The organism is Pajaroellobacter abortibovis (assembly GCF_001931505.1).
GTDB lineage: Bacteria > Myxococcota_A > Polyangia > Polyangiales > Polyangiaceae > Pajaroellobacter > Pajaroellobacter abortibovis.
The window spans coordinates 1368891-1394471 of record NZ_CP016908.1 but is presented as its reverse complement, the minus strand read 5'-3'; the positions used below and the strand labels follow the sequence as shown (position 1 = coordinate 1394471).

38 protein-coding genes are annotated in these 25581 nt (G+C 46.4%); 31 read left to right on the top strand and 7 right to left on the bottom strand.

Annotation, left to right across the window (positions count from 1 at the left end; translation table 11 throughout):
- The first annotated feature begins 6 nt into the window (after positions 1-6).
- The 30 genes from rplD (at position 7) to BCY86_RS09875 (ending at position 15292) form a co-directional block, all read left to right on the top strand.
- Entirely contained in the window at positions 7-654 is a 648-nt protein-coding gene (rplD, locus tag BCY86_RS07035; RefSeq protein ID WP_075277097.1) for a 50S ribosomal protein L4, read from the top strand.
- The gene (gene rplW / locus BCY86_RS07030) at positions 651-956 is read left to right on the top strand and encodes a 50S ribosomal protein L23 (protein ID WP_075277096.1); all 306 of its coding nucleotides are present in this window, start codon (positions 651-653) and stop codon (positions 954-956) included. The genes rplD and rplW overlap by 4 nt, the downstream gene beginning before the upstream one ends.
- A gap of 56 nt (positions 957-1012) precedes the next feature.
- Positions 1013-1843 carry a 50S ribosomal protein L2 gene (gene rplB / locus BCY86_RS07025; protein WP_075277095.1) on the top strand — a complete coding sequence of 277 codons (831 nt, stop codon included), beginning with the start codon at positions 1013-1015 and terminating at the stop codon, positions 1841-1843.
- A 52-nt stretch (positions 1844-1895) separates the two neighbouring features.
- Positions 1896-2210, top strand: coding sequence for a 30S ribosomal protein S19 (gene rpsS, locus BCY86_RS07020; RefSeq protein ID WP_075277094.1), 315 nt, complete (start codon positions 1896-1898; stop codon positions 2208-2210).
- 215 nt (positions 2211-2425) lie between these two features.
- Positions 2426-2767, top strand: a complete 342-nt coding sequence (rplV, locus tag BCY86_RS07015) for a 50S ribosomal protein L22 (protein ID WP_075277093.1) — start codon at positions 2426-2428, stop codon at positions 2765-2767.
- A gap of 27 nt (positions 2768-2794) precedes the next feature.
- Positions 2795-3499, top strand: coding sequence for a 30S ribosomal protein S3 (gene rpsC / locus BCY86_RS07010; protein WP_075277092.1), 705 nt, complete (start codon positions 2795-2797; stop codon positions 3497-3499).
- 18 nt (positions 3500-3517) lie between these two features.
- A complete protein-coding gene (gene rplP / locus BCY86_RS07005; RefSeq protein ID WP_075277091.1) occupies positions 3518-3934 on the top strand; it encodes a 50S ribosomal protein L16 in 417 nt (138 codons plus the stop codon).
- Positions 3931-4164, top strand: a complete 234-nt coding sequence (gene rpmC, locus BCY86_RS07000) for a 50S ribosomal protein L29 (protein WP_075277090.1) — start codon at positions 3931-3933, stop codon at positions 4162-4164. Before rplP ends, rpmC begins: the two co-directional genes overlap by 4 nt.
- Before the next feature lie 2 nt (positions 4165-4166).
- A complete protein-coding gene (rpsQ, locus tag BCY86_RS06995; protein ID WP_075277644.1) occupies positions 4167-4460 on the top strand; it encodes a 30S ribosomal protein S17 in 294 nt (97 codons plus the stop codon).
- 3 nt (positions 4461-4463) lie between these two features.
- A complete protein-coding gene (rplN, locus tag BCY86_RS06990) occupies positions 4464-4832 on the top strand; it encodes a 50S ribosomal protein L14 (RefSeq protein WP_075277089.1) in 369 nt (122 codons plus the stop codon).
- Positions 4832-5176: a 50S ribosomal protein L24 gene (rplX, locus tag BCY86_RS06985; RefSeq protein ID WP_156865146.1), complete on the top strand. Its 345-nt coding sequence runs from the start codon at positions 4832-4834 to the stop codon at positions 5174-5176. The genes rplN and rplX overlap by 1 nt, the downstream gene beginning before the upstream one ends.
- A 152-nt stretch (positions 5177-5328) precedes the next feature.
- On the top strand, positions 5329-5874 hold the full coding sequence (gene rplE, locus BCY86_RS06980) for a 50S ribosomal protein L5 (protein WP_075277643.1): 546 nt from the start codon (positions 5329-5331) through the stop codon (positions 5872-5874).
- A 70-nt stretch (positions 5875-5944) separates the two neighbouring features.
- Positions 5945-6130: a type Z 30S ribosomal protein S14 gene (locus tag BCY86_RS06975; RefSeq protein WP_075277087.1), complete on the top strand. Its 186-nt coding sequence runs from the start codon at positions 5945-5947 to the stop codon at positions 6128-6130.
- A gap of 4 nt (positions 6131-6134) precedes the next feature.
- Positions 6135-6545 (top strand): 30S ribosomal protein S8, encoded by a 411-nt coding sequence (rpsH, locus tag BCY86_RS06970; RefSeq protein WP_075277086.1) that lies wholly within the window; start codon positions 6135-6137, stop codon positions 6543-6545.
- Positions 6546-6549: 4 nt separating this feature from the next.
- Positions 6550-7128, top strand: coding sequence for a 50S ribosomal protein L6 (gene rplF / locus BCY86_RS06965; protein ID WP_075277642.1), 579 nt, complete (start codon positions 6550-6552; stop codon positions 7126-7128).
- An 80-nt stretch (positions 7129-7208) separates the two neighbouring features.
- Positions 7209-7568, top strand: coding sequence for a 50S ribosomal protein L18 (gene rplR / locus BCY86_RS06960; RefSeq protein ID WP_075277085.1), 360 nt, complete (start codon positions 7209-7211; stop codon positions 7566-7568).
- A 52-nt stretch (positions 7569-7620) separates the two neighbouring features.
- Entirely contained in the window at positions 7621-8178 is a 558-nt protein-coding gene (rpsE, locus tag BCY86_RS06955) for a 30S ribosomal protein S5 (protein ID WP_075277084.1), read from the top strand.
- Positions 8175-8363, top strand: a complete 189-nt coding sequence (gene rpmD, locus BCY86_RS06950) for a 50S ribosomal protein L30 (protein WP_075277083.1) — start codon at positions 8175-8177, stop codon at positions 8361-8363. Before rpsE ends, rpmD begins: the two co-directional genes overlap by 4 nt.
- Entirely contained in the window at positions 8356-8835 is a 480-nt protein-coding gene (gene rplO / locus BCY86_RS06945) for a 50S ribosomal protein L15 (protein WP_075277082.1), read from the top strand. Before rpmD ends, rplO begins: the two co-directional genes overlap by 8 nt.
- Before the next feature lie 7 nt (positions 8836-8842).
- On the top strand, positions 8843-10180 hold the full coding sequence (secY, locus tag BCY86_RS06940; RefSeq protein ID WP_075277081.1) for a preprotein translocase subunit SecY: 1338 nt from the start codon (positions 8843-8845) through the stop codon (positions 10178-10180).
- 6 nt (positions 10181-10186) lie between these two features.
- Positions 10187-10810 carry an adenylate kinase gene (locus BCY86_RS06935; RefSeq protein WP_075277080.1) on the top strand — a complete coding sequence of 208 codons (624 nt, stop codon included), beginning with the start codon at positions 10187-10189 and terminating at the stop codon, positions 10808-10810.
- A 27-nt stretch (positions 10811-10837) separates the two neighbouring features.
- The gene (infA, locus tag BCY86_RS06930) at positions 10838-11077 is read left to right on the top strand and encodes a translation initiation factor IF-1 (protein ID WP_075277641.1); all 240 of its coding nucleotides are present in this window, start codon (positions 10838-10840) and stop codon (positions 11075-11077) included.
- Positions 11078-11128: 51 nt separating this feature from the next.
- Positions 11129-11245: a 50S ribosomal protein L36 gene (gene rpmJ, locus BCY86_RS06925; RefSeq protein WP_075277079.1), complete on the top strand. Its 117-nt coding sequence runs from the start codon at positions 11129-11131 to the stop codon at positions 11243-11245.
- 40 nt (positions 11246-11285) lie between these two features.
- Entirely contained in the window at positions 11286-11669 is a 384-nt protein-coding gene (rpsM, locus tag BCY86_RS06920; protein ID WP_075277078.1) for a 30S ribosomal protein S13, read from the top strand.
- A 60-nt stretch (positions 11670-11729) separates the two neighbouring features.
- Positions 11730-12143 (top strand): 30S ribosomal protein S11, encoded by a 414-nt coding sequence (gene rpsK / locus BCY86_RS06915; protein ID WP_075277077.1) that lies wholly within the window; start codon positions 11730-11732, stop codon positions 12141-12143.
- A gap of 38 nt (positions 12144-12181) precedes the next feature.
- Positions 12182-12811 (top strand): 30S ribosomal protein S4, encoded by a 630-nt coding sequence (gene rpsD, locus BCY86_RS06910; RefSeq protein WP_075277076.1) that lies wholly within the window; start codon positions 12182-12184, stop codon positions 12809-12811.
- Between the two features lie 173 nt (positions 12812-12984).
- The gene (locus BCY86_RS06905) at positions 12985-14007 is read left to right on the top strand and encodes a DNA-directed RNA polymerase subunit alpha (protein WP_075277075.1); all 1023 of its coding nucleotides are present in this window, start codon (positions 12985-12987) and stop codon (positions 14005-14007) included.
- 42 nt (positions 14008-14049) lie between these two features.
- Entirely contained in the window at positions 14050-14544 is a 495-nt protein-coding gene (gene rplQ, locus BCY86_RS06900) for a 50S ribosomal protein L17 (RefSeq protein ID WP_075277074.1), read from the top strand.
- A 226-nt stretch (positions 14545-14770) separates the two neighbouring features.
- Positions 14771-15025 (top strand): hypothetical protein, encoded by a 255-nt coding sequence (locus tag BCY86_RS06895; RefSeq protein WP_075277073.1) that lies wholly within the window; start codon positions 14771-14773, stop codon positions 15023-15025.
- Positions 15026-15130: 105 nt separating this feature from the next.
- Positions 15131-15292 (top strand): hypothetical protein, encoded by a 162-nt coding sequence (locus BCY86_RS09875; RefSeq protein ID WP_156865144.1) that lies wholly within the window; start codon positions 15131-15133, stop codon positions 15290-15292.
- Between the two features lie 302 nt (positions 15293-15594).
- On the opposite strand, the gene BCY86_RS06890 is transcribed toward BCY86_RS09875, so the two are convergent.
- The 3 genes from BCY86_RS06890 to BCY86_RS06880 form a co-directional block, all read right to left on the bottom strand.
- Positions 15595-16974: a hypothetical protein gene (locus tag BCY86_RS06890; protein ID WP_156865143.1), complete on the bottom strand. Its 1380-nt coding sequence runs from the start codon at positions 16972-16974 to the stop codon at positions 15595-15597.
- A 107-nt stretch (positions 16975-17081) separates the two neighbouring features.
- Entirely contained in the window at positions 17082-18719 is a 1638-nt protein-coding gene (locus tag BCY86_RS06885; RefSeq protein ID WP_075277071.1) for a CTP synthase, read from the bottom strand.
- A gap of 244 nt (positions 18720-18963) precedes the next feature.
- Positions 18964-20559, bottom strand: a complete 1596-nt coding sequence (locus tag BCY86_RS06880; protein WP_075277070.1) for an ABC transporter substrate-binding protein — start codon at positions 20557-20559, stop codon at positions 18964-18966.
- Between BCY86_RS06880 and dacB the strand changes: the two genes are divergently transcribed.
- Positions 20530-22023, top strand: coding sequence for a D-alanyl-D-alanine carboxypeptidase/D-alanyl-D-alanine endopeptidase (gene dacB, locus BCY86_RS06875; protein ID WP_083604256.1), 1494 nt, complete (start codon positions 20530-20532; stop codon positions 22021-22023). The two genes, BCY86_RS06880 and dacB, sit on opposite strands and share 30 nt — an antisense overlap.
- An 88-nt stretch (positions 22024-22111) precedes the next feature.
- Here dacB and BCY86_RS10815 read toward each other — a convergent pair whose 3' ends face one another.
- The 4 genes from BCY86_RS10815 to BCY86_RS06845 all read right to left on the bottom strand — a co-directional run bounded on the left by BCY86_RS10815 (position 22112) and on the right by BCY86_RS06845 (position 25565).
- Entirely contained in the window at positions 22112-22282 is a 171-nt protein-coding gene (locus tag BCY86_RS10815; protein WP_420814555.1) for a sigma factor-like helix-turn-helix DNA-binding protein, read from the bottom strand.
- 52 nt (positions 22283-22334) lie between these two features.
- Positions 22335-22631 carry a sigma-70 family RNA polymerase sigma factor gene (locus BCY86_RS06865; RefSeq protein WP_075277068.1) on the bottom strand — a complete coding sequence of 99 codons (297 nt, stop codon included), beginning with the start codon at positions 22629-22631 and terminating at the stop codon, positions 22335-22337.
- A complete protein-coding gene (locus BCY86_RS10810) occupies positions 22583-22693 on the bottom strand; it encodes a sigma factor (protein ID WP_083604348.1) in 111 nt (36 codons plus the stop codon). Before BCY86_RS10810 ends, BCY86_RS06865 begins: the two co-directional genes overlap by 49 nt.
- 1432 nt (positions 22694-24125) lie before the next feature.
- Positions 24126-25565, bottom strand: coding sequence for an MATE family efflux transporter (locus BCY86_RS06845; protein ID WP_156865142.1), 1440 nt, complete (start codon positions 25563-25565; stop codon positions 24126-24128).
- Between the last annotated feature and the right edge of the window lie 16 nt (positions 25566-25581).

Sequence of the window (25581 nt, the reverse complement as noted above, 5' to 3'; positions counted from 1 at the left end):
TATTTTATGGCTACTGTTCCTGTATATGATTTAACTTATAAGCAGGTCGAAATGCTTGATCTGTCAGATGAAGTATTTTCAGCTGAGGTGAAGCCTCACCTGTTTTATGAGGTTGTAAAGGCGCAGTTGGCGAGCCGAAGACAGGGGACGGCAGCTGCTAAAGAGCGTGCCGCTGTCAGTGGAAGCACGAAAAAGATTTATAAACAAAAGGGTACAGGGCGGGCTCGTCATGGCTCAATCCGTGCCCCTATCTTTGTGGGGGGAGGACGTGCCCATCCCCCTGTTCCACGTGATTGGAGCTACCGTCCGCCTCGGAAGGTGAGAGTTCAGGCCCTTAAATGTGCACTTTCTCAGTTTGTTAAGGAAGGGAAGTGTAGGGTTGTGGATTGCTTCCAACTTCCAGAGATTAAAACCAAAGCCTTTTTGGAAATCATTTCCCGATTCCAAGCTGGGAAGAGAACGCTTATAGTAGATCATGCTTTGAATCAGCATCTCAAGCTTGCGGTTCGAAACTGTAAGGAACATCAATTTCTTCCTCCAGAAGGAGTTAATGTGTTTGATCTTCTGCGACATGATACCCTGATTCTTTCTAGAGCAGCCATTAAGGCGTTAGAAGCTCGATGTCTTCGGGATAAAAAGGAGCGGACCGCATGAGAATCGATCAAATTGTTTGTCGCCCTATTGGATTAACAGAAAAAGCTATGCAGCTTCGTTCGCTGCACCAGGTGGTTTTTGAAGTGCATCGCCTGGCAAATAAGATGCAAATCAAACGTGCTATTGAGCGTCTTTTTAGTGTAAAAGTAGAACAGGTTAATACGCTTATCATGCGGGGGAAAGAACGTAGGATGGGGCGTGGCTATGGTAAGATGAAGAATTGGAAAAAAGCCATAGTTACTTTAGGACCAGGTGTTTCTCTCGATTTTTTCCGGAATGAATTCGATGGATCTTCTTCATAATATTTGTATCGATTCGAATCATCAAATGTTAAGGCAATGTTAAATTAGGATTAGTGATGAGTCTTAAGTTTTATAGGCCAACATCTCCTGCTCGTCGATTTTACTCAGGATCTGACTTTAAGGAATTGACTAAAGGCGTGAAGCCTTTACGCAGTCTTCTCGAAGCTAAGAAGAGTACGGGGGGACGCAATTCAACCGGTCGAATTACCAGTCGTTTTCGTGGAGGCGCTCATAAAAAGAGATACCGTGTTTTGGAGTGGGATCGCAGAAAAATAGGGGTTGAAGCCAAGGTGGTTACAGTTGAATACGACCCTAATCGTACGGCGCGTATTATGCTGCTGCATTATCAAGATGGAGATAAGCGCTATGTGATTGCTCCTGACAAAGTGAAGGTAGGAGACCGGGTTATATCGAGCCGAAATGCTGATATTAAACCGGGAAACTCCTTGCCGCTGCGCTCTATTCCACTTGGTACAGTGATTCATAATATTGAATTGCGCAAAGGGAAAGGTGCTCAATTGGTTCGTGCTGCAGGTACTTCTGCAGTACTGATGGCCAAAGAGAAGGAGTATGCTCAAGTTCGTCTCCCTTCCGGTGAAGTTCGTAAGGTGCATCTTGAGTGCCGCGCTACTGTTGGAGAGGTTGCTAACGCGGATCATGCTAATATTTCAATAGGGAAGGCAGGTCGATCCCGTTGGTTAGGTCGGCGTCCTCATAATCGAGGAGTGACTATGAATCCTGTCGATCATCCGATGGGAGGAGGAGAAGGTCGTACTTCAGGAGGAAGGCACCCTTGTTCTCCTTGGGGACAATTGGCTAAGGGATTGAAGACCAGAAAAAACAAGCGCACGGATGCTATGATTATCAAGCGCCGAGGTAAGGACTAACCATAAAAAGCGATTAAGAACAGGAATAAGTTCAATAAAGCAGGAGAAAAAAATGCCACGCTCTGTTAAAAAAGGGCCTTTTGTGGATGGGCATCTTCAAGAAAAAATAGCAGCAGCTCAGGCTGCGCAAAGCAGAAAAGTGATTAAAACGTGGTCACGCCGCAGTACAATTACTCCAGAGGCAGTCAGTTTGACTTTTGCAGTCCACAATGGAAGAAAATTTGTTCCAGTATTTGTTTCGGAAAATATGGTGGGTCATAAGTTGGGCGAGTTTGCTCCTACCCGTACTTTTCATGGGCATTCTGGGGATCGAAAAGCAAAGGTAAAGGGGAGTGGTGCTTTGGCAAGTGGGGGGCATAAAAAGTAAACAAATGGTGATTTGATAAAAAATCGTTTGCATTTTAGATTAAATTTGCTATTTTATGCCTCTTAATGCTGCCGATAGTTTCTATCATTTGATATCCGATGCAATGTCAAACCAGAAGTTAAAAGCGAAAGTAATAGTGATTTTTGTTTTTTAGGCGCTTGTGTACAGTTGATTTCTTGTAGAAAAATCAAGACGTCGAAAGGATTTTTTCCATTATGGTCAGCAAAGCAATAGCCCGTTTTACCCGGTTAAGTCCGCGTAAAGCTCGGGTAGTTGTCAATCTAATCCGAGGAAAGCAAGCTAGTGAGGCGCTTCAGCTACTTCGGTTTACGAAGAAGGTGGCTGCTCCTGTCGTTAAGAAACTGATAGAAAGCGCTGTTGCAAACGCTTGTTCAAGTAGAGCTGAATTGAACGTAGATAAATTGTTTATTCAAACTGCTTTCGTGGATAAAGCTCCTAATCGGCATATGCGTCGGTGGCGTCCCCGTGCTATGGGGAGGGCTACTCGAATTCAAAAAGGAATGAGTCATATCACTGTCACTCTCGGCGTACGTTGAGGTCCTCAAGAGGTTTAGGGAGAAGAGATGGGTCAGAAAGTTCACCCTTACGGGTTCCGCCTCGGTTTTATTAAGGCCTGGAATTCAAAGTGGTTTGAGAATAAAATGTATGCGCGTTGGCTCCATGAGGATATTCGTATTCGTCGAGCAGTTAAGAGTTATTTGATGAATGCAAGTATCGCTTCCGTAGAAGTGGAGCGTGCTGCGAATAAGTGTAAGGTTATTGTTTATACAGGCCGTCCCGGTATGGTTATTGAAAAAGGGGGCAAGGGAATTGGAACCCTTAAAGTTGGCAATCTTAAGTCGACTCCAAAGGGAGGGAGGCCTTTTGAAGGGATCCAATCCTTTACCAAAAACGAAGTTTTTATTGACGTGCAGGAGATCCGTAGGCCGGAAACCTCTGCGCAGTTGGTTGCAGAGAATCTCGCTGTCCAGCTTGAGCGTCGAGTTGCTTTTCGTCGCGCGATGAAGAAAAGCGTGAGCACTGCCATCAAATGTGGTGCAAAAGGGATTCGTGTTCGATGTTCTGGTCGTCTCGGAGGGAGCGAGATGAGTCGTGTGGAATCTTATCGAGAAGGTAGGGTCCCTCTTCATACGTTTCGAGCAGATATCGAATTTGGGACGGCAGAAGCTAGAACCAAATATGGAATCATCGGGGTAAAAGTCTGGATTTTTAAAGGGGAAGTGCTCCAGAGGCGCACCCGAAGAAATGAAATCGCGAGCGCAAGCTAGATAGGTGGAATTAAGGCAATGTTATCTCCAAAGCGGACTAAATTCCGAAAAATGCAGAAAGGGAATAACCGAGGTATCTCTTACCGAGGATCAAATGTTGCTTTTGGCGATTTTGGAGTGCAGGCTATCGAGCCAGGTCGAATTACTGCACGTCAAATTGAGGCTGCTCGTATGGCGATCACTCGTCATGTAAAGAGGGTTGGTAAATTGTGGATTCGTGTGTTTCCACACCGTCCTGTCACTAAAAAACCGCTTGAAGTCCGCATGGGAGGTGGTAAAGGCGGAGTGGAGTTCTGGGCAGCTGATGTCCTTCCTGGAAAAGTTCTGTATGAGCTTTCTGGAGTGGATGAGAAACTTGCGAGGGAAGCATTTCGTCTGGCTGGGCACAAGCTGTCAGTTGCATGTAAATTTATTCGTCGTGGAGTGATTGGATGAAATCTCACGAGTTGAGGGGGCATTCTCAGGAAGAGTTGATTGGGCTTGAGAAGAAGATTATCTGCAGTTTGGTGCAGGCTCGTTTTAAAAACAGCATGGGACAATTAGAAGATACAAGCCAGCTGCGAAAATCGAGAAAAGATTTGGCGCGAGTAAAAACCATTTTGAAGGAAAGAGAGAAGTCCTCGCTTCCACTGAATGAACAACTGAAGGGTGAAGCTAAATGGTGATGATGGAACAGCAAGAACAGATCCAAGCACAACGAAAGACTCATGGGTTCCGTCGAAAGATGGTGGGTAGGGTCACCAAAAACAAGATGGACAAATCTGTCGTTGTTGAATGCGTTAGCTATCGTAGTCATGGTTTATATGGAAAATACATTAAGACCCGAAAACGTTATCATGCGCATGATGAACATAATGCATATCAAATAGGGGATGAAGTGGAAATCCAAGAGCATCGTCCTCTTTCAAAAACGAAGAGGTTTATGGTGACTCGACTGGTCAAAAAATTTGTTAAGGAATGAGCAATGATCCAGATGCGAACCAAGCTTGAAGTTGCAGATAACTCAGGAGCTAAGCAGGTCCAGTGTATTAAAGTATTGGGTGGATCGCGCAGGCGATATGCTGGAATTGGCGATACCATTATTGTAGCGGTTAAAGAGGCTTTACCTGGTACCAAGATTAAAAAAGGGGATATCGCTCGTGCTGTAGTGGTTCGTACGAAGGATCAAGTGACTCGCCCTGATGGTAGCTGTATTCGCTTCAATCGAAACAGTGCTGTACTGATCAATAAGGAAGGTGAGCCTATAGGAACACGTATTTTTGGTTCCGTAGCTCGTGAGCTCCGTTCAAAAAAATTTATGAAAATTCTTTCTCTTGCCCCTGAGGTACTATAATGGCAGCGCGTCTTAGAAAGGGGGATCATGTAATTCTCAGGAGTGGGAAGGATAAAGGTAGAAGAGGGTTCATCGTAAAAGTAATCCCTAATGAGGATAAGGTGATTGTGGGCGGTATCAATCTCGTTAAACGCCATATCCGTCCTTCTGTTCAGTATCCTCAAGGTGGGATCTTCCGAAAAGAAGCTCCCATTCATGTGAGCAAGGTGATGCCTATCGATCCTAAGACAGGACAAGGAACCCGCGTGCGCTTTAGTACCAACGAAGATGGGAAAAAGATTCGTATTGCGGTGCGCAGTGGCGAGCCATTGGTGGCTACACCTGCACAGGGTGATTTGAGGTAACCATGGCTACGATAAAGACGGAAAAAAAAAGAGAGCACTCTGCTCCACAAAAGAAGAGTGTTAGCACGGCTGCAGGCTTAGAAAGATCTAAGCAGAAAATTGAATTGCATGCGCAGCGGGCTTCTTCAAAATCAGCAGGTGCACATGAGGAAATGATTCCTCGTCTGAAGTTGAAATATAAGGAAGAGATCATTGCTCATTTGACCAAAGAGTTCGGCTATAAGAATGTTATGAGAGTTCCTCGGTTGCAAAAGATTGTAATCAATATGGGGCTTGGAAATGCAGTTTCCAATCCGAAGGTGATTGAAGCTGCTATTGAAGAGATGTTATTGATTACAGGGCAGCGGCCCGTGGTAGCTCGGGCAAAGAAAGCGATTGCGAATTTCAAGCTTCGGGTGGGCGTTCCTATTGGTGTAATGGTTACCCTACGCCAGAGCCGCATGTGGGAATTTTTGGATCGCCTGATTGCTCTTGCTCTTCCGAGAACCCGTGATTTTAGAGGTGTTTCTAGAAAAGCATTTGATGGAAAAGGGAATTATACATTAGGTATCAAAGAACAGATTATCTTTCCCGAAATCAATTATGATCGGATTGAAAGTATTAAAGGTATGAATATTACTTTTGTCACAACGGCAAAAAATGATGAAGAGGGCAGAGCTCTCCTTCAGCATTTGGGTATGCCTTTTCGAGCTGCCTAGGCACGGTTTGATAAATGTAGTAGTGAATGCAATGTAGGTTTAATTAGGTAAACGAAAATAGAGGTTAGGAATGGCGCGTGCCTGTCAGTTTGCAAAAATTCGTACTCTCCCTAAATTTGCAGTGCGCTATCGAAATCGGTGTAAAGTATGTGGTCGAGCTAGGGGATATTATCGCAAGTTTGAACTGTGCAGAATTTGCTTGCGTCTTTTTGCTCTCCGAGGGGAAATCCCTGGAATTATAAAGGCAAGTTGGTGATACCATGATGACCGATCCAATTGCTGATATGTTGACAAGAATCCGTAATGGCGCCAGTGCTCGCCATATACTGGTGAAATTGCCTTATTCCCATCTTAAAGAAAATATATGTAAGGTGTTAAAGGGAGAAGGCTTCATTGAAGATGTATATGCGTCTGAGCAAGAACAGAAAAAGTCAAAGCCCAGGAAGGTGTTGGTGGTTGTTCTTCGTTATGATGCCAAAAATAGAAGTGCGATTGATGGCTCGAGGCGCGTTTCTACTTTGGGAAGGCGTGTCTACCTTCCTTGCAAATCGATCCCTAAGGTTTGTTCAGGAATGGGAATTTCAGTGCTGAGTACAAGTCGTGGTGTGATGTCAGATAAAGAAGCGAGAAGACTACATATAGGTGGCGAGCTTCTCTGTGAGATATGGTGATTCCATGGAACTTCAGTCTTGCTCTCAAAATGTGCGTCAGTCTCGAGTTGGGAAGAAACCTGTTTTTCTTCCTAAAGGAGTTTCTGTTGCTGTTAAAGGGGGATTAATTGAAGTCAAGGGACCTAAAGGGGAGCTAAAGCGCCCTGTCCCTGATCACGTAGTCGTCGAGGTTGGACAGGGATCTGTTTCGGTCAAGCCGGCTGCGGAAGGGCGTGATGGGGCTCGCTGTCAGGGACTTGCGAGAGCTCTGATCAATACGATGGTTATGGGGGTTACAACCGGATATACAAAGGTTCTTCAAATTATAGGGACCGGCTATCGTGCAGAGCTAAAAGGCACCCGCTTAAATCTTTCCTTGGGATATTGTCATCCTATTGATTTCTCTCTTCCTGCGGATGTTAAAGCAGAGATACCTGCTGATTCAAAGGGCACGATGATTATCTTAAGCGGATGTGATAAGGAAAAAGTGGGTCAAGCTGCAGCTCAAGTTCGCTCTTTCCGAGAGCCTAGCCCTTATGGAGGAAAAGGAGTTCGCTTTCAAGGTGAAAAAGTGAGAGAGAAGGCAGGTAAAGGGGGCAAATAAGCTTTACTCAGAAGTGATGAGTATTGGGATTCGCTTTTAGAGTAAAGTATCTATGGTATGATTGGAAGGAGTGCAAAAGAATGGTGCAAAAGTTGAGTGGAAGAGAAAAACGTAAGCTGCGAATTCGTAAGAAGGTTTTTGGAACTTCAGAAAGGCCGCGTTTGACTGTATTTCGAAGTGCTAAGCACATTTATCTTCAAGCTATTGATGATATGACGGGAAAGACGGTTGGGTGCGCTTCAACTCTCTCCTCAGGTATTAGAAAAGAGGTAGATGGAGTCAAAAAGATGGAAGCTGCCCATAAAGTAGGTGGTGCTATGGCGAAATGTCTTCTTGAAAAAGGGATTCAGCATGTAGTTTTTGACCGCAATGGATACCTTTACCATGGTCGCATTAAGACGGTGGCTGATGCTACTCGAGAAGCAGGGCTCTGTTTTTAGTGAAACAAATATCACAATGCATGTTAGACTCATAGGAAGTGAGAAAAGATAGATGTCGCTTGAACAGATCGAAGAAGAGAGGCTCAAAGAGCGTGTGATCCACATCAATCGGGTTGCTAAGGTAGTCAAAGGTGGCCGCCGGTTTTCTTTTTCTGCGCTTCTTGTCGTTGGAGATGAGGCAGGCCATGTTGGAGTGGGTCTAGGTAAGGCTAATGAAGTGCCTGAGGCGATCCGGAAAGGCGGCGATCGGGCTCGAAAGAACATGTGCAAGATATCGTTGAATGGTGTGACCATCCCTCATGAGATCAAAGGGCATTTTGGATCCGCAAGAGTATATCTCAAACCAGCTTCTCCTGGAACGGGAGTTATTGCCAGTGGTCCGATTCGTGCAATCATGGAGAGTGTGGGTATCTATGACATTTTGACGAAATGTTTTGGTAAGTCGAAGAACCCTCACAATGTGGTTCGCGCTGTGATCGGTGCTCTTAAAAATCTGCAGACCGTTCAAGAGATCGCTGATAAGAGGCAAAAACAAGTCTCTGAAATCATTTTCGAAGATGAAGGCACTTATAAGAAACAGAAAACTTTGTTGGTAGGTTCCTCCTTATGAAGCCAAAATTATATGTTGAACAAAAGCGAAGCGTGATAGGGCAGCCCCATCATGCTCGTCTTATTGTCAAAGGTCTTGGTCTTAAAGGCCTAAGGAGTCATGTCATAGTAGACAATACCCCTTCCTTTCGGGGTGCTATTAAAAAGGTGCTGCATCTCGTAACGGTGGAGGAAGTCGATGGCTGATGTTCTCAGTTGCCTTGTCAAACCGGTAGGTTCGTCTGAGGTCAAAAAAAGAGTGGGTCGAGGGATTGGTTCAGGTCTTGGAAAGACTGCTGGGCGCGGTCAGAAAGGTCAATTCGCCCGTTCAGGAGGATTTAAAGTTCACTTTGAGGGAGGACAGACTCCTCTCCAACGCAGGTTGCCTAAGAGGGGCTTTAGCCCACTTGTGCGATCCAAAGAGAAGGTTGCTATTGTCAATCTCGGTGTGTTGGAACAATTTCCAGCAGGCATGACGGTTGATGAAGTTCTTTTAAAAAAGAAGCGGTTCGTTAAATCGAACTGTGATTGTATTAAAATTCTTGGCAGTGGTAACTTGTCCAAGAAGTTGACAGTTGTTGCTCATGCATTTTCTGCCAGTGCTGCTCAAAAGATTCGCGAGGCGGGGGGTGAAATCGTCCTGAGGGATAAGGGGACGACCCCAGTCCAGGGCGGCTAGTTTTCTTATGATCACCCTCGCAGGGTTTGCAAATATTGGTCGTATTCCGGAGCTTCGGCAGAGGTTTCTCTTTACCCTTGGGATGCTTGCGGTCTATAGGGTGGGTATTTTTGTAACTATCCCTGGTGTTGACCGAGAAGTGATGAAAGCCGTCATCTCGAAGCAAGGAGGAGGGCTTTTAGGGCTTTTTAATATGTTTAGCGGAGGTGGATTGGGAAATCTTTCCATCTTTGCTCTTGGAATTATGCCCTATGTGACAGCTAGTATTGTTTTTCAGCTTTTTACAATGGTGTTCAAGCCCTTGGATGACCTTCGTAAAGAAGGAGAACAAGGCTATCGAAAAATCAATCAATATACACGGTATGCCACTATTGTCCTTGCGCTCCTCCAGGGATTTTTCATTGCTACTGGATTCGAAGGGGTCAGCAACCAAGATCTGGGAGGGAGCGCTATGGGAGAGGTTGTTCTCCATGGAGGGTGGTCTTTTCGATTGATGAGCATGCTCACCTTGACTACGGGGACCGCTTTTATGATGTGGGTAGGGGAGCAAATTACTGAGCGAGGGATAGGGAATGGAATCTCCCTAATTATTTTCGCTGGTATTGTGACGGATATCCCTGCAGGGGTGATCAATTATTTCAAGACCAATCAGGGAAATATCCAACCTCTCAATGTCGCTGCAGTTGTTCTTATCATCCTGATGACGGTTGCTACGGTTGTGTTTTTTGAAGGAGGACAAAGGCGCATTCCTATTTTCTATGCCCGCCGCACAGTAGGACGCCGTATCTATGGGGGCCATCAAGCTCATCTCCCTCTTCGTGTCAATACAGCGGGCACGATCCCTCCTATTTTTGCTTCTTCTCTTCTTATGTTTCCAGCTACACTGGCTAATTATAAGATACCGGGTATGGCTGATTTGCAGGCCGTGCTTCAAAGAGGGGATTGGCTGTTCAACGTTTTGTATGTTTTTTTGATTGTCTTCTTCTGCTATTTTTATACAGCTGTTACGTTTCAGGCAGTGGAAGTGGCGGATAATTTGAAGAAACAACAGGCTTTTATTCCGAATATCCGACAAGGGAAACAGACAGCGAATTACATCGACGCGGTGCTGACAAAGATTACCTTGGGGGGTGCTCTTTATGTAGCGGCTGTGTGTGTTGTTCCTAGTATTGTCGGTGGGCTGTTTCGAGTCCCTTTCCGATGGGGTGGGACGTCCATTATGATTGTTGTGGGAGTGGCTCTTGATACGGTCAACCAGATAGAGGCTTATCTTATTTCTCGCAATTACGATGGGCTTTCCGATGGAGGCGGCCATGTTACTAAAGTCCATGGACGGAGAACATAAGAGGAAATGCGACTTGTATTTTTAGGCCCCCCTGGCTCTGGTAAGGGGACCCAAGCGTCGATCATCTCGAGAAAGCAAGGTATCCCTTCTATCTCGACAGGTGATATGTTGCGAGTTGCTCAGGCGGAGGGGAGACTCAGCGCGAGTGTAGTAGAACACATGGCGGCTGGTCATCTTGTTTCGGATGAGACCGTTATCGAATTGATTCAACGCCGCTTGAGTGAATCAGATTGTCAGCAAGGGTTACTTTTGGATGGGTTTCCTAGGACTCTTCATCAGGCAGAGGCTTTGGATCAGCTGCTTTCATCTCTTCAGGTGACTCTCAACAAGGTGATTGAATTCAACGTACCTCGTGACTTATTACTTGAGAGAGTCGTTCTGCGTCGTATGGATAAGCGTACTGGGCAGATTTATCATCTCAAGTATAAAATTCCCCCTGCAGATGCTGTTTTGGAACATCGCGTAGATGATCATAAAGACGTTGTGCTACAACGGCTTGAAGCTTATGAACGGCAAACAGAGGAGCTCCTTGTATATTACAGAAATAAAGGACTGCTTGTACAAATCGATGGTGTGGGTGCTGTTGAAATCATCACAGAGCGAATCTTGTCTGCCATTAACGAAAAGTAAAAGGCTTTTGGAGGAAAAAAGTTGAGTATTGAGCGCCGTGAACGAAAGGAACCCAGAGAAGACAAATTGGAATTCGATGGAGTGGTTGAAGAAGCACTCCCTAATGCGACCTTTCGTGTAAAGTGTGATAATGGTCTTATGGCTTTTGCAACGATCAGCGGTCGTATGCGGCAGCACTATATCCGTATTTTATTGGGAGATCGTGTAACTGTTGAAGTAAGCCCTTATGATCTGACGCATGGCCGTATCACTTATCGTCATAAATAAAAAAATCTAATCAAGTAAACATGATGTTGTAAGAAAAAGGAGAAACCTGTAATGAAGGTTCGACCCTCTGTGAAAAAAATATGTAGCAAATGTAAAATCATACGAAGAAAAGGGGTGGTGCGTATTATCTGTGAAGACCCACGTCATAAGCAAAGGCAAGGTGCATAGGTGTTATACTCAACGCACATGATTGAGAGGAACTAGAATTATGGCTCGTATTTCAGGCATCGATCTGCCGTCTCATAAACAGTTGGCTTATGCTCTCCCCAAAATCTATGGAATTGGTAGGTCACTTGCTTACCAGATTTGTGAGAAAACCGGTATCCCTGCGGACCTCCTCGTTGAGCAACTGACGGAGTCGGATATTAAAAAGATCCGAGATCTTCTGGATGCTGAATACAAGGTAGAAGGAGATCTGCGGCGTGAAGTGCAGATGAACATCAAGAGAAAAATGGATTTAGGGTGTTATAGTGGGTTACGCCATCGAAAGAATTTGCCAGTCCATGGGCAGAGGACTCATACCAATGCTAGAACGCGCAAAGGGCCTCGTAAAGGGATCCTTTCACGGGCTCGCAAGCCGTCTGGCGGTTGAATCGATCAAGTTGAAAGAGTTGAAATACATGGCATGCACGAATCGTCATAGGAGAAAAGAATGTCGACTGTAAAGAGTGGAGGAGCAACAACAAAAGGGAAGGCTGGCAAACGAAAAGCCAAAAAGAATGTTGCAGAGGGTATTGCACATATCTATTCGACTTTTAATAACACGGAAGTTACAATTACAGACGTTTATGGTGATACCATTTCATGGTCGAGCGCAGGAACGAGAGGGTTTAAAGGATCTCGAAAGAGCACTCCTTTTGCAGCGCAATTGGCTGCTGAGGATGCTGCTCGTAAGGCGATGGATCACGGAATGCGCTCTGTTGCTGTTTTTGTAAAAGGTCCTGGAGCAGGGAGAGAGAGTGCTCTCCGTGCACTTCAAAGTGTTGGGTTTCGAATCACTTTAATCCGTGATGTAACTCCTGTCCCTCATAATGGTTGCCGTCCTCCTAAACGGCGTCGAGTTTGATGTAATGATCTAAAAAAGAAAAAAGGATAAAGTTTGATATGGCTCGTTATACAGGTCCCGTTTGCCGTCTTTGCCGCAGAGAAGGAATTAAGCTGTTTCTAAAAGGGGAACGGTGTTTTACAGAAAAATGCTCCGTGACGCGTCGTCCCTACCCTCCAGGGCAGCATGGACAAGCTCGCGTTAAGTTGTCGGAATATGCGATCCGTTTGCGTGAGAAGCAAAAGATGAGAAGCATCTATGGAATTGTAGAGAAGCAATTCCAAAAGTATTATCTGACCGCAACCCGAAAAAAGGGAAGAACTGGAGAGCAGATGTTTGCTTTGGTTGAATCAAGGTTGGATAATGTTGTGTATCGACTGGGTTTTACAGCGACGCGAGCACAAGCGAGACAACTGGTTCTTCATAAACATTTTCTTGTGAATGGTAAACTAGTCAATATCCCTAGCTATATGCTATCGCCTGGCGATAAGGTTGAATTACAAGAAAAGAGCCGAAAGGTGCCTGAGGTAAACGCAGCACTTGCGCAAGTTGAAAAACGTCCTTCTCTTTCATGGCTTGAATTGGATAAAGATAGTTATACAGGGGTTTTTAAGGGCCTTCCTGTTCGCGATGAGATCAATGAACCAACTATTCGTGAACAGTACATTGTCGAGTATTATAGCCGCTAAGGCATCGTAAATGCATAGCACAGGGTTGTGTATATTTCCGTATTGATCCGGAATACAGGTGTTTTGCTAAACAATAGGTAACACAGGCAGACAGCGGGATTGCTAAGGGAGCGGGTTCCTAAAGTGATTTGGGATTGTCGTGTGAACTTCCTACCCAAAGAGAGGTAATCAAGATGGCGATTGTAGAAAAGAATTGGCGTGATTTAATTCGACCTCGTGGAATTACTCTAGATCCTGAAATGAGTACGAATCGCTATGGCCGATTTACCTGCGAGCCGCTAGAGCGCGGCTATGGGATTACGATTGGTAATTCCCTCCGTAGGATCCTGCTCTCTTCACTACAAGGTGCTGCCATCACAGCAGTCCGTTTGGATGGAGCGCTCCATGAATTTACCAGTGTTGACGATGTTGTTGAAGACGTAACTGATATTATCCTCAACCTTAAAGAGGTCGTCTTTCAAGCGAATCAAGCAAAGACGTATACAGTGTCGATCAATAAGGAAGGGCCTGGCTTGGTCTGTGCTGGGGATATTAAAGTGGTCGATGGGCTTCAAGTTGTCAATCCTGAGCATGTCATTGCGACATTGGACAAAAAAGGGCCTTTGTCTGTAGAATTAAAAGTCAACGTAGGGCGTGGATATGTACCTGCAGAGCGGAACACATCTCCTTCTATGCCGATTGGGACGATTCCTGTCGATGCTCTCTTTTCTCCAATTCGAAAGGTGAATTATACCGTGACCAATGCGCGCGTCGGTCAAGTCACGGACTACGATAAGCTCATGTTGGAAGTTTGGACGAATGGGAGCATTCGCCCTGCAGACGCTGTCGCCTATGCCGCAAAAATCCTGAAGGAGCAGTTGACCATCTTCATCAATTTTGAAGAGACAGAAGAAACTCCGTATCCCGCTTTAATGGGAGAGGAGGAGCCTCTGAATGAAAATCTGTTCCGCTCTGTCGATGAACTAGAACTCAGTGTTCGATCCGCCAATTGTCTCCAGAACGCTCGCATTTGTCTGATCGGCGAGTTGGTTCAGCGCAGTGAACAAGATATGCTTAAGACGAAGAATTTTGGACGCAAGAGCTTGAAAGAGATCCGTGAAATCTTAGCCAGTATGAATCTTTCTCTGGGCACCAAAATCGAGAACTGGCCGCAAATGCTTGAACGTTGGAAAATGCAACAGTCCCAAAATTCATAATCAGTGTTAGGATTGATCAAGAAGTAAAGTAAGGAGAGGTGAATGCGTCATAAAAATTCAGGACGTAAGTTCAGTAGGAAATCGAGCCATCGTCGTGCAATGTTGCGGAATCTAGCAGCTAATTTAATTCTCCACGAGCGTATTGAAACGACAGAAGCCAAAGCAAAAGAGTTGCGCCGCGTGGCTGAAAAGTTAATTACAAAGGCTGTCCGTATTGGAGAAATTGCCTATACACCACGAGAACAATTGTCTGAAGAGCATAAGGTGCGGCGTCTTCATGTGAGCCGTCTCCTCCGTTCTTATTTACCTCAGTTTGGATCATATCTTGAAAAAGGTGGAATTTCCAAGCGTGTGAATATCATTGAGAAGGTGATGGTGGATCTGGCCCGTCGATTTCGCACTCGACCAGGGGGATACACCCGCATCATTAAATGTAGTCCGCGTCGAGGAGACAATGCTCCAATGTCTCTCATCGAATTTGTGGGTGACCTTGAGCATGAATCCCATCAGACTCACTCAGGTGGCTGCTCCCACTGAATAAAGGTAGAAAGCTAGGTGGCCTGATCAGGAAGCCGATCGAGCATTCATAATTAAGAATTATTTTTGGTTATTGTATTATGGCTTGGTCTGATTGTTTGTCTATCGTGTTCTTCTCCCGCATCATCTGCTTCTGAATAGTTGATGATGAAATTAAGGGTGGTAATGGTGCGATCGAGATTTTTATCGTCTCGATTGTTCATGCGCGAGGTTTAAGGCTCTCCTTATGCTTGGGGGCATTGCTCACACCAATCCATGTGCTGACGGCTCGTCATTGCGTGGTGCAAGTGAATCCCCTTTGACCTTTGAGTGCATCGGTAGGAAGGTAGAGGGGCGTGGTGGCCTCTATTTAGAGGATTATGAACCGCAGGGTCTTTTCATCGGTGTAGGCGATGAAAAACCTCGGGTCAAAGCAAGAGGGCGGAGATTAGTTATCCTCCTTCCAGTGTTCCCTGTGAAGGGGCTGGTATTGTCATCCTAACTCTTGATCAGCCTATCGACCATGCGGAAATTGCTTCTCCCAGCTTCGACAAGATAAAAGAAGGGGAAACCTATCGAGTTGCTCTGAGTGGTTGGAGGATAATCGATGAAAAGGGGCATCTCTCAACTTCAGTTCCTCGAAAATATAGAAGTGAAGGTCATTCATGAGAATGATCGCTATCAAAAGAGCTCTCTATTGGGAGAGCATGCGCTGGTGATAGCGGAGGGCCGGCTCATCAAAAGTGGGGTGATCAGCGGGTTATTATAAGAATTGTCTCTTGGGCTGAAATAACAGCCTGTAGCCTCAGTAATCATGGCATTCTTACTGCTGTCTCCGAACATGAACAGTTTATTCGGAATGTCTTGAATCCAAGCCAAACAGGATCCTAATATTTCCCCTGACTAACTCCTTTTCCCTTCGAGTGGTTGTTCGGTGGCAGGGAGGATATCTTCAAGAGCACAGGGTAGTTTATTCTTATTCTCCTTAGTTGCTTGCGTATGGGTTAGAAGGAAGGTCATTCGTATTTTATATAAAAGCAGTGCTTGAGAGTAAAGCTGTGACATGCACTTTTATTTTGAATTATAGGGGCGGGAGGGAAGGGAATGTGATGTAAACGCAGGCCCCCCCAAGGAGATGATGAGAGCTAGCGCCACAAGAAAAAGAGAACCCGCTAGGGCTAATTGACGAATGTAACCATGTTGACTAGGGGGAGGGGAGCGCAACTCGCTCACTGCTTTTTTGGCACCTTGATAAGCAGGATTCAGCTCGAGGGCTTGCTCGAAGAGAGACATGTCTATTGTTCCTTTCTTCCATAAAGCTATCCCTTCAAGATAAACAAGAGTGCTTTGTGCCTGTTTTGCTTCGGGGGTAGAGGGATCGAGGTTGGCTGCTCTGCGGTAATAGACAGCGGCTGTTGCAGGATCGGAATGCTGAAGCGATTGAGCGTAACGGAGGTAGGTTCCGATCATCTCCCTTCTTCGATCGAGTAAGGGGTATTTGGATAGAATCAGATCGAATCGTGCGACAGCCTTTTTAAAGTCCCCTTTTTTGGCGTGGGCAAGACCCTCTTCAAGAATCGGGTAGATTTCGCGGGTACGAAACTGATCACAAGTTGTAAAAAGCTCTCGCGCGAGCGTTTCTACTGACCAGTAATCGGGGGGGGATTTCCCGATCAGATTGGTATAGGCTTCTCGGAGTTTCCAAATTGCATCTGCTCCATATTTTAATGTGGCTTCTCGGGCAGCTTGTCGCACTTGGGGGTGATCGGAATCGATAAAAGAAACCACCACACCAAGTGCATCCATATCGTGGATGCGTCCATATGCTCGAAGAACATCCGCTTGCGTTGTCATGTATTTCATCTGGATGGCTTGGGTGGGGACAAGCTTTCCCAGCGCATCCAATTGCAAGGTAGCCCAATATTTAATAGGAGACCGGGTAGCTTCAATGAGTGCAGGGACTGCCTCTTCCCCTAATTGTTTGATGAGTCGTATTGCTTCTGGGCGAAAGACCCGCTGGTATGCATAGATAAAGGGGAAGATGAGACGAATAGAGGGAGTTGTCCCTATATGTGCAAGCGAGCGGAGCAAGCATGCGATTGTAAGCGCATCTCGTTGTCCAGAAGTTCTCGATGGATCGATCGAGAGAAGAGCTTCGACCAAATCGAAAGAGGGTTGTTCGGATTGCTCTTTATAAATCGTCCGCACCAAATCAATGGTTGCTGGTTGAGGAGTGGCGCGAAGCTGTTCAAGCTTCGATTGAATTGCGCGCAAAGTATACTCGGGCAATTCCGAAGCGAACTTGGCGGCTGAGTGGGCTTGAGGTTGGTTGTGATGGGTGAGTGACTCGAAAAGAGAGGTGAAGAGCTCTGAGGGATCAAAGCGAGATAGGGATGAATCGTTGGGGGCTGTTTGGGCACTCTGAGGGTGAAGCAGAATGGCAAGTCCCATAAGAGAGAGGAAAACCTTCAGCCTTGATCCTGCAAGGAGGCGCGTTATTGTGCGTTGAGATGAGTTCATCGCCTATGAACCAATACAATGAATGAAAATAGTATGCCTTAAGATGAATCAGATGAACGATGATTTTTTGAATATTCGAGCGCAGCTTGTACGAATCCAGCAAAAAGGGGATGAGGGGTGGAAGGGCGGCTCTTGAATTCCGGGTGGAACTGGCATCCTACAAAGTAAGGGTGATCCTTGAGCTCGATGATTTCCACAAGGTGGTTGTCTGGAGACGTGCCCGAGAAAACAAGACCTGCAGCGGCGAGCTGCTCTCGATAACGATTGGCGACTTCATAGCGATGGCGGTGACGTTCCCCTATGGTCTTCGTGCCATAAGCAGCAGCGACCCTGGAGTGATTGAGCAACACGCACGGATAGGTACCAAGCCGCATGGTTGCTCCTTTTTGTTTTACAGCTTGTTGCTCTGACATCAGATCGATCACAGGATAAGGTGTCCGGGGATCGAATTCCATTGAGTTAGCATGGATCAGCCCAGCTACATGGCGAGCAAATTCGATGACGGCGACTTGCATTCCTAAGCAGATGCCAAAAAATGGGATTTGATGCTCACGAGCATATTGAATGCTTGAAACCATTCCTTCAGTCCCTCGATTCCCAAATCCTCCTGGGACAAGGATCGCATCTACATGTTTCAAAAGATGCGAGGGCCCTTCTTTTTCGATCTGTTCTGCATCGATATAATGAAGGGTGATGTGGCAATCGTTATGCAACCCTGCGTGGACAACAGCTTCGTGAAGTGATTTGTATGCGTCTTTGAGGTGAACATACTTGCCCACCAACACAATATGCGCTGTCCTCTGAGATGGAACCTTAAACCGTTCGACGACTTGCTTCCAAGGGGCGAGATTGGGGTGGCGACTCCAAATGTTAAGCCTCGCGCAGAGCAGATCGTCTACCCCCTCTTCGTGTAGGAGTAGAGGCGCTTCGTAGATGCATTGTACATCGGATGCGGAGATCACTGCTTCTAAGGGGACGTTGGAAGAGAGTGCAATCTTCTCTTTGACTGCCAGAGGAAGCTTATTTTCCGTGCGGCATATGATGACATCCGGTTGGATTCCGATTTTGAGCATCTCTTTGACCGAGTGTTGAGTTGGCTTGGTTTTAAGCTCTCCTGCTGTTGCAATATAGGGCACGAGCGTGACATGAAGATTGAGAGAATTTTGAAATCCCGCCTCTAGTTTGAGTTGCCGCACAGCTTCTAGGAAGGGGAGCGATTCGATATCTCCTGCAGTTCCCCCCACTTCAATGATGGCGACATCAGCCCCTGCTGTGGCTGTGCGAATTTGCGTTTTGATTTCATCTGTGATGTGCGGAATGACCTGCACAGTAGCCCCTAAGTATTCTCCTCGCCTCTCTTTTGCGATTACAGACCCATAAATACGCCCTGCGGTGATGTTGTGATCTCGTCCGATTTTGGCATTAGTGAAGCGTTCATAATGGCCAAGATCAAGATCGGTTTCCGCCCCATCTTCAGTCACAAAGACCTCACCGTGCTGGTAGGGGCTCATCGTGCCCGGGTCGACATTGATGTAAGGATCAAGCTTCATCAAAGTGACCGAAAGTCCACGCGCTTCCAGCAGTGCGCCTACTGATGCGCTCGTGAGTCCTTTACCGATAGAGGAAACGACGCCTCCCGTTACAAAAATATATTTTGGTTGTTTTTGATAGGCCATATTCATCATGCAAGGTGTTTACCACAGTTCATCCAGACTGCCTTGCCTCAGGTCTTCTATTTTTAAGGCGGAGGGATTTGACTTATTTTCATCATCTATCAGAAATTAACGAAACGAGAAACCTGCTGCTTTCTCGCTTCTTAGCATTCCATTTAGCTTCATATGCTTTTGACTTATTCTCGAAAAAAGCCAATATACTTGTCTTGTGTGGAGCAGGCTTATCTTGGCTTGTGGCAACGTGATTTTAAGGGATTTCCGCAAGGCGAAGCCAGCGGCCGTCGGGGGTGGGAGCGAAGGATCGCCCTTGCAAGCTTGTCACAGTCACATGATCTTCATGCCACAAGGGGATGATGTACATCTTGTGCTGGAGCCATATCTCCATGTCGGCATAGATTTTACGTCTTTTTTCTCGATCTTGTGTGTTGGCCCCTTGATCGAGTAGATCGTCAAGCGTTACATCTTGAATGTGTCCTCTATTTGCTCCTTGGGGGGGGATACAAGTGCTGTGCAGAAAGACTCGAAACACATTGGGTTCAGTAATTTCTGGCATTTGTAGGCATGCGGATTGGAATTGACCTGCGTTGAGTCTCGCAAAGAGGGCACCTGGTTCGAGAGGGGCGACGTCTAGTTGAATCCCTACTGCTCGGAGTTGTTGGGCAATCGTGCGCCCTAAAATAACCCGAGTGCGATCGGTAGAAGTTAGATAATTCACTTTCAGGCGGACTCCTTGGGAATTCGGGTGGAGTCCCATTTCATCAAGGAGAGCGATCGCTTTTTCAGGATAGTAGTGAGTTGCTTCAGAAAACGGGGGGGGTGTGTATGACCACAGTACGGGAGGGATCAAGGTGTCTGCCGGTTGCGTGTATCCGCCGAGCAGTGTTTGAGCCAGTAGCTCTCGATCAATCGCCATTGAGAAGGCTTTCCGTAGCCGTGCATCTGCAAAAGGGGCTTGATCGACGCGCAAGACCACATAGGTGAGATTAGCAGCGTGCTGTGCGGTGATTGCCAATCCCTGATTGGACTTAAGAGAGGGGAGCAGCGTTGGAGAAATCAAGTTCACAGCTATGTCTGCACTCCCCGCGTAGAATCGCATCGCGCGCACGTTTTCATCTCGAATCGTGCGAAAAACAATCGCACGGTGGGCCGGAGGGAGTGCCCCTTTTTGACTCGGGAGCAGAAGGACTTCCCCCGATGTGCGGCGTCCTATATAAAAAGGGCCAAGGCCGTCCAGAGGTTTATCCTGTTGTGGCCGCCCAGCAGCTTCGTCTGCTCGGAGAATCGGGAGCTCGAGATCGGTGAGCAAGGTGGCGTGGCTTCGCTTGAGGCGTACAGTGACGCGATAGAGTTCTTCTGATTCAACGGATGCGATGGGTTCCATCATGCGGGCATGGCGTGCCCCTACATGGCCTGAAGAAAATGCCTGGAAAGTAGCAACAACGTCTTGCGCTGTAAAATGGGCACCTGAATGAAAAAATACATCTTCCCGCAGATCAATCTGTAACGTGAGCGGGTTGATCCATCTCCAAGATTTTGCCAGATAAGGGATTGGCTCTAAATCAATGGGATTGAGTCTCGCAAGCCCGGCATGAATAAGTCGGCTGATCCGTATTCCTATGATGTCGACTGCAAACCTGGGATCGAGCGTTTCGGGTTCGGTGCCAATCAGAAATACAAGCGGTTGAGCGCTGGATGGGGCCTTATGATCAGTGTGCGAGTGGTGGGAAGCTGATCGACTGCACGCAAGAGAAGCGAAAACAATAAGGCGAAAAAATCCTTTGATGATGAAGTATAAACGCTTACACCATGTAGTATGATTATTAGTCGCCGTCGATGGATTCATCTTGCGTTCTGCTCTTCTCTTCTAGTGATCACATCGGGTGTAGCGCGGGCCCCTTCTTCGAAAGTAGAATCGCTTCCAGTTGATCCTCTTATTCAGGAATTCGAAGCAGCTGTTAAACATCTTATCGATAATCCCAATTTTAAGAAAGCTCGCATAGGTATCTCTGTGGTAGAAGTGGAAAGCGGTAAGAAATGGGCTAGTTTCCAAGAACGAGTTCTTCTCAATCCAGCCTCCAATGCGAAATTGTATACTACGGCTGCATCGCTTTCGCTACTGCTGCCTGAGTATCGTTATGAAACAAGCTTTGGGGGTGGTCTTAAGGGTGGGATCATAGAAGGTCCACTTTTGTTCAGAGGGAATGGGGATCCCTCTTTAACAACGCAGGATGTCTGGGCAATGGTCCAGGAACTGAAAGGGCTTGGGGTTAAACAGATCACAGGCGATGTGTTGCTTGATCAAAGCGCTTATGACGAGGAGACTGTCCCTCCCGCATTTGAGCAACAGCCCAATGAGTGGGCTGCGTTTCGTGCGCCCATCAGTGCGTTGGCCTTGAATCGAAACACAATTGCGATTAAGATTTGCCCGACAGCAATTTCTCAGCCTGCGGTTGTATCGATAGATCCCCCTGGACTCATGGCTCCAACCGGTTTGATAACTGTACGAGGGCAGGTCATGACGACGGGACGAGGGAAAAACACAATCTCTCTTTCTCTTATGGGGGAAGGGGGAAGGCTGACCATCGGAATCAGTGGAGTGATTCCAATGGGATCTTCACCCGTTCGATATGTGCGGAGAGTCGAGGATCCTACGTTGCTGGCGGGGTATGTCTTGCTTCATGAGCTTCGAAAAGCGAATATTGCTATTAAAGGAGGGGTGAAAATAGGTCGTATCAATGATGTTCCAATCCTTGTACGGCATCAGTCTGCCCCCTTAAGCCAATTGCTTTATGCGGTGGGCAAAGATAGCGATAATTTTTACGCAGAAATGATATTTAAAACATTGGGAGGGGGAAAAAAAAGACATCCGGCTCGGAGTGCGGATGGGAGTGAAGTCGTTGTGCAGTGGGCTGAAAAGATAGGCGCGTACGAGCAGAATATGATCTTAAAAAATGGATCAGGACTTTTCGATGCGAATCGAGTCAGCGCAGCTAGTCTTGTACAAATTCTCTGCACAGCTTGGCGTGATCCCAAAATTCATGCTGAATTTATTGCTCAGCTATCGATAGCTGGTGTTGATGGAACGCTACGTCAGCGCTTGCGTGAGCTCCCTTTCCAACGCATGATTCGAGCAAAAACAGGATCTCTACATGACGTTGTCGCCCTGAGTGGGTATGTGTTGAGCCCCAATAAAAAAGGGCCTGTTGCTTTTTCTATTCTTTTCAATCAAGTGGAAGGGAAAATAGAACAAGCGCGTGATGCTGCTGACCAATTAGTTAGAGCCATTGCAAAGCGGCATTGGCGGTGATCTAAAAACTGGTGCTTTCGTAAACAAGGAGGTTCTTTTGTGACCTCCTTGTTTCAATCGATGTCAATTGTCCTGTTTTTAGACAAGTTCAAGCTGAGACAGATACTCTCTTAATCCTGCTGATAGCTTTTTCTTGCAATTGTCGGGTTCGCTCGCGCGATAGATTTCTCTGATCGGCAGTTTCTTGCAGCGTTATGGGTTCTTCATTATCGAGACCAAAGCGCCACTTGAGGATGAACGCTTCGAAAGAATTGAGCAGTGCTAAGAAGTGTTGGATCTGTTAATTCCAGCCTTCTTCGATCAAAACCTCATCATGTGAAGGGTTGGGCATACCCTGTGGCAAGTCGAGGAATGTCTGCTCTCCGTCTTCGTCTATAAGGCGATCGAGAGATAGGAGTGTCTAACCAGCCTTTTCGAGCTTGTTCTACTTTTTCTTCCGATAGCCCAATCGCTTTTGCAGGCTCTTGGTTTGTGGGTTCTTTTCCAGTGGCTCTCGATAATGTATGTATCGAGCTGTTCGCCTGGTGAATTTGCTCAGATACGTAGGTTGGAATTCGGATCAGATGCCCTTTTGCAGCAGAACTCGGCTGATGCTGTGGCGAATCCACCAAGAAGCATAAGTGGAAAAGTGATATTCGCGATGTGGGTTAAACCGTTCTACTGATCTAATAAGCCCTAGATTCCCTTCTTAAATGAGATCGATGATGGCGTATCCACCCTCGATTGTACCGGTAAGCAATGGTCACCACGAGACGAAGATTTGCTTGCATAAATTTATTTTTGATATACTTCGCTTGTAGGTGAGCATTGGAGATCTGCCGAATGTACTGTCGATAGATGGCGTATCCACAGGGAGGAGGAGAGCTTCCCGTTTTCCGGATCTTTTTTAATGTCGTCTCTAAGTTTTCTTACAGCATGTTCTGTATGTTGCGTCCAAGTGTAAATGTGCCCACCTGCGCGCATGGTTTTGGCTAAATCTTCCACCCTTTCCTTCTATTTTTTTGCACTGCCTTGGTCAATAAATGCAGGTTTTTCTCTCCTTGACTAGCCATTATTGCATCTTTTGAGCCCGAGCTAAACTGGTTTGGTGTTCGGTTGTTAGCAGCTCTTTCTCGAAGCAGCTGAGAATGAAAGGAGCAAGCTGGAGGCAAGCGAGCGTAGTGATAAGATAATTGAGCTCTGCATGCTCAATCTCAAGAGCTGTGGTAATTCTTCCTCAGCCCTCATCGTGGGGAAAGAATTCATTCGTTTAACATAATGAGTAAATAACCACTTAGCTGAATCGTGACCTTTTCCTACTGTGCTGGGGGGCAAAAACTCTTTTCTTGGAATGGGATTTAGTATGTCCTCTACAGATGCAGATACCTTTGCGGATGCTGAGGTTTCTTTTTTTCAGCTAAGGTTGCCGTTATTTTATCGCTTCTCCATTTAGCCATCATCACTTCCTCTAGTTCTTTTAGCATTCAACGAACCTAGTTAAAATCGATTCGCTTTCAACAAACTGTGAACAAATATTTTTTCCTACAGAACGACTGCAATCTCCTTAAAGCCGTAAATCCGGATGGGAGATACCTGAACTGTGTTTCTTCGCTCTTTCTTCGTTTATCGCGGAGTCCATTTGTTTTTAAGCCCTTACAGGGATTTGCTTCTTGTCGCTGGTTCTTGGTGGGTGGGGGAGAGCTGTTACCAACAATGTGTCTTCTGGGAAACTGACCTTATTCTTAGATTTCTCATCCGAGGAGATCACCCTAAGAGCGAGCAGTAGTCATGCTATAGCTTATACCTTACAAAAATCGCTTCCAGCTCTTCCTTTTTCTATAGGTATGAATTTATCAGATAAAATGAGATAGATCAATAAAATCAGATGGTTACAGGAGATGAAGGGGACTTCTCTTATGCTGAGTGGGTTTCTTAGAAGGAGGCGGAGAAGTGCTTTTAAGAAGAGGAAACTCAACTATGACATTGCGATCATGATGCATCAAACCATCAGGGCTTTCAATGCTGAGAGCATGCTTTTGGTATGTTTTGTAGGCTTAAAGTAGTATATGTATGCTGAAGCGCATTATGATTTGTGGGATATGGGGCATTGAAGACCCTCAAAATTATAGCGTGATGTGTTGCCAGCTTCCTCTTCGAAATTTGATGGCCATTGTGATGGAAGCGATGAGGCTATAGATAGCGGCAGACAACCATACTCCGAGTAGTCCTAATTGCAAGTGAAGCCCTAGTAAAAAAGAGAGGGGAACAAGGCAACCAAATACCATAGTGAGTTGAGCAAGAGCCACAAAGCGCGTGTTCCCAGCTCCGAAAAGTGCTTCGCTCAGAATCATGGCAACAGCGATAAAAGGGGTCATGACCCCCATTAGCCGCATCGGGAGCATGGCAGCCTTCTGGACAGCTTCCGATTGGGTGATAAAGTGTACGACGGATGGGGTGAAAAGAATCCCTTCACAGACTCCGATGAATCCGAAGAGAAGAAGACCTAGCCGTACGCTTGCCCATCCATAGTGTTTGGCTTCATCTGGTCGTTTTGCTCCAAGGGACTGGCTCACTAACGTGGCGGTTGCTGTGCCAAATGCAATGCACGCAGTCAGCGTCAGCTTGAGAACCGCTGCAATATCCGTAGTCGCGGCGCTGTTAACTGCTTCTTTGACACCGCAGGTGCTCTCTTCGGCGATGGATATTGAAACAGTGGGTTGGTTGTGGTCGAGCCTTCCAACGACCGTCGAGAAAAGGCCGAATCCACCCATTAACGCAACAGTAGCTACAGCCGCAGGTGCGGAAAGGCGCAACAGCTCTAGGATGGTTTTGCGTTTGATATGGTGGAAATGAAAGAGGCTGAATTCCTTGCGTGCGCTAAATGTGTAGAAGAGCATTACGAATAGGCCGATCCACGTGGCTAGAAAGGCGCTCAGTCCAGCTCCTGGCGCTCCCATTCGTGGGGCACCCCATTGTCCATAGACAAACATCCAGCAGAAAAGCACATTGCAGATATTCATCACGATGGCTGCTATCATATGCACATGAGCTCGCCCGATCCCATCGAAAAATGCCTTAATGGCCATGGTTAGCAGCATCGAGAGAATCCCTAAGATCCGCCAACGGGAGTAGGCCACCGCAATGGTCCACACTTCGGGTACCTTGATCATCATTTGGAGCAGGTCCGACACAAATAGGATCCCTAACAAAGAGCCTAGAGTGCCTGCAAACAGACAGAAGAAAGTGGCGTTGGTCAGAATATGCCCTGCTTTCTTCCAATTCCCTTCTGCATAGCGCCTTGCAGTGAGCGCTTGAGTCCCTACAGTGATGGCAGAGAGAGACCCTCCAAAGAGCCAAAAAGTAATTAGAGAAGGGAGAAGTGCTGCTTGAGCATTAGAAGATTCGTGACAAGGGAGCTTTGAGAAAAAAAAGACATCGATTTCGTTGACAATGCTTTGCGAAAGCATCGCGATTACAGTGGGCGTTGCGAGGCGTAAAATAATGCGATAGCGCTGACTTTCTGAAACAGAACCAGTGGGGCATGAATACGAGATCGAGTTCAAGAGGTTGCGCAGCAGG